The sequence below is a fragment of the Streptomyces sp. NPDC036984 genome, assembly GCF_055607665.1.
Genome location: NZ_JBVJRL010000072.1, coordinates 1 through 3,096, shown reverse-complemented (window position 1 = coordinate 3,096; position 3,096 = coordinate 1). Strand labels below are relative to the sequence as shown.

The window sequence follows — 3,096 nt, the reverse complement described above, 5'->3', positions numbered from 1 at the left end:
CTAACCTCGATCTTGCGTGATGGGCTGTCAGCTTGCCGATGGGCCGTTCTTCCCTGTTCCTCGGTGCTGTTTTCGGCGCGCGAGCAGGCCGATGGCCCGGCGTCGCGCCGGGTGGGCGCCGGGTTCCACGGCTCCGGTGAAGTGATGCTGCTCGCAGGGACAGGTCGTTGTCGCTGGTCAGCCGGGGTTCGGCAGGGCCTGCAGCCGCTGGATCGCGCTGGTGATCACGGTTGTCCAGGGCCAGTGGTGGGTGAATCTCAGGTGGCGGCGGCGGGCGGTGGTGACCAGCTGGGCGGCAGCGGAGAACAGCCGGAGCCGCAGCCGGCGGGGTTCCCACAGCCGGGCGGTGCCGGTCAGGGCGAGCATCGGCATCCAGGCCAGCAGCTCGAGGGCGATCTGGACGATCTCCAGCCAGACCTGGTTCTGCGCGGTCTCGTGGAGGGGGAGGTTGCGCAGGCCGGTGGCACGGGCGGCACGGATGCGGTCTTCGGCCCGGGCGCGTTGGCGGTGTCGCAACTCGAGGGCGGCGATCGGGACACCGGTGGTGTTGGTGGCAAACGCGGTCAGCCGCATCCCGTCGGCATCGGTGAAGCGCAACTGCGCACCGGGGTGCGGTCGTTCCTTCCGGACGATTAGCCGCATCCCCTTGGGCCAGCCCTTGAGGCAGTCGCCGTCGAGCTCGGCGACCCAGGCGCCGTCGCGGATACCGCCGCCCGGCTCGATCGCGGGCGTCCACGTGGAGGCCGGCACCTTGAGGACGGCCTGATGGATGGCCTCGGTGATGGTCATGCCGACCGAGTACGACAGCCACCTCCCGCGCTTGATGAGCCAGACCACGAACTCATGCGTGCCGCCACCGGAATCGGTACGGATCAGTGTCCGCCGCCCGCGCCGGTAGGTCTTCGGCAGCTGGGCCAGCGCCAGTTGGGCGGCTTCGATGTGATCGGCAGCGGTGTTGCTCCCCGCGTTGCCCGGCCGCAGCAGACCCGCCACAGGCTCCCCGCTGCCACCGCTGCCGTGGTCGACGAAGGCCATGATCGGGTGGTGTCCGAACGTCTTCTTCCAGGTCGCGGCGGCGTCCTGCTTCTCGGAGTGAGCGATCACCAGCACCCCGTCCAGGTCCACGATCACCTGCCCGCCGGCATCCGGCGCCGACGGACCGGCCAACTGCCAAACATACTCGCGCACTTCGGCCCGCGCGGCGCGGATTGCCGCCAGGGCCTTCGATCCGCTCCCGGCCAGCGTGTCGATGAGCCGGGAGACCGTCGGGTCGGAGGCCACCGGCCCGAACACGCCCGGCTCCGCCCGCAGCATGCCCACATCCGCGAGGCAGTCCCCGCCGAGCGCGACCGCGAGCGCCACATCCAGCAGGATCTTGCCCGGATCGTGCACCGCCCGCGCCTTACGCCACGGCGACAGTGCCGCCGATATCGCCTGATCCAGCCCTGTCTTGCGGGCCGTCTCCACCAGCAGCACGGCCCCGGCCTGAGTGACCACCCCATGACTGCCGCCCTCGACACGGACACGCGGGTAGGACCCGATACGCTTCTTCACCTGGAGAGTGCCTTCTTTCCTGCGGCGGGCAGAGCCTTCGACAAGCCCCTTCCCAGGTTAGGAGCACTCTCCTTCTATTTGATCACCCTCTGGACACCCGCTTCGTGAAAGCCCGAGGTTAGAGAAGTGGGGGGATCCACAGGATCGTGCAGCTCGAGTCGAAGTGACCCGGAGCTGCGGACCACTGCTGGCCGCCGTGCTGGCTTCTTGTTGGCACGCACGGCGGCCAGGTCCTAGCTTCTGCGGTCAGCGCGCCTGGGGAGGGCACGAGCGGTTCAGGAGAGCCAGTCGGCGTAGCGGGTGGGGGCGAGGTGGGCGTTCTTGTCGGTGAGGACCTCACCCTTGACGACGGCGAGCATGCCGGCGGTGGGGTCGGTAACGACGGTACGGTTGTCGCCCTTGCGGGACAGGGTGATCCGGCCCAGCTCGTCCAGGGAGAAGATCTCGGGTCCGGCGATTTTGCGAATGCCATTCAGTGGGGCGCCCGCGGCGACTTCCGCCACCGCGTTGGCCACGTCCTTGGAGGCGATCGGCTGGATCGGCGTGGCGGGCAACCGGACGGTGTCGGCGTCGGCGGTCCAGGACAGGACGGCGTCCATGAACTCCATGAACTGCGTCGCCTGGACGATCGAGTAGGGGATCGGCCCGGCCGCGAGGATCTTCTCCTGGAGTACCTTGGCCCGGTAGTAGTCCAGCTCCGGCACCTGGTCCGCGCCGACGATCGAGAGGATGACGAAGTGGCCAACGCCGCCCTTCCGGGCCGCGGCCACAAGGTTGTCCATCGAGGTCTGGAAGAAGGCCAGGGAGGCTTCGTCGAAGGTCGGGGAATTCGTCAGGTTGACGACGACGTCGGCTCCCGCCACCGCCTCGTCCAGTCCCTGGCCGCTGATGACGTCGACTCCGGTGGACTGCGAGTGCGGTACCGCCTCGTGCCCGGCGGCGTTCAGATTCTTGACGACCTGCGACCCGATCAGCCCAGTACCGCCGATGACCGCGAACTTCATGACATACCTTTCGTTGGCGGGTATGTCTGCAATATGGCATATCGCCATATGCGGGCGTTGCATTCACCGAACTCGATCGCCGATCCGGTCCAGGGCGTCGGCTGGGACTACGGCCCCCGCGCGATGGCCGGCATCAGAGCGTGGCTGACCGCGTCGCACGCGTGAGGGCCCCGGACCGCGAGACTGCCCGTCGCGCCGCGTGATCCGGGCCCCGGCATTCCCGTCGGGCCCCGGCTGATCCGCCACCCCGCTCCAGCTACCGTTGTGTCCGCCGCGGGGCAGCACTGTGCATGCCGGGTCATAGCGGCTGCGGATCTACGGGGCGGCGCCGCGGACGGCAGGATACCTGCGAGGCCACCGCGCCCCCGTCGCCCAGGACACGGACCCGCGACAACCCGATACCAATACTCACCCGGAGAGTGCTTCTTTCCTTGCAACTGACCGGACCTTAGGCGAGTCCCATCGTTGCAGGTCAGCAGTACTCTCCACTTGTTTGATCAAGGACCGGACAAGACCCTCGTGAAAGGCCGAGGCTAAG

The 3,096-nt window shown here is 68.3% G+C and carries 3 protein-coding genes; 1 reads left to right on the top strand and 2 read right to left on the bottom strand.

The features are described 5' to 3' along the window. Nucleotides 1-177 precede the first annotated feature (177 nt). Nucleotides 178-1,554: an IS1380 family transposase gene (locus tag ACZ7DL_RS38985; protein ID WP_470781805.1), complete on the bottom strand. Its 1,377-nt coding sequence runs from the start codon at nt 1,552-1,554 to the stop codon at nt 178-180. Between the two features lie 275 nt (nt 1,555-1,829). Further along, complete coding sequence (locus ACZ7DL_RS38980; RefSeq protein ID WP_470781802.1) at nt 1,830-2,558, bottom strand: SDR family oxidoreductase; 729 nt, start codon at nt 2,556-2,558, stop codon at nt 1,830-1,832. 33 nt (nt 2,559-2,591) lie between these two features. On the opposite strand from ACZ7DL_RS38980, the gene ACZ7DL_RS38975 reads away from it, so the two are divergent. Further along, nucleotides 2,592-2,723: a hypothetical protein gene (locus ACZ7DL_RS38975; RefSeq protein WP_470781800.1), complete on the top strand. Its 132-nt coding sequence runs from the start codon at nt 2,592-2,594 to the stop codon at nt 2,721-2,723. The last annotated feature ends 373 nt before the right edge of the window (nt 2,724-3,096 follow it).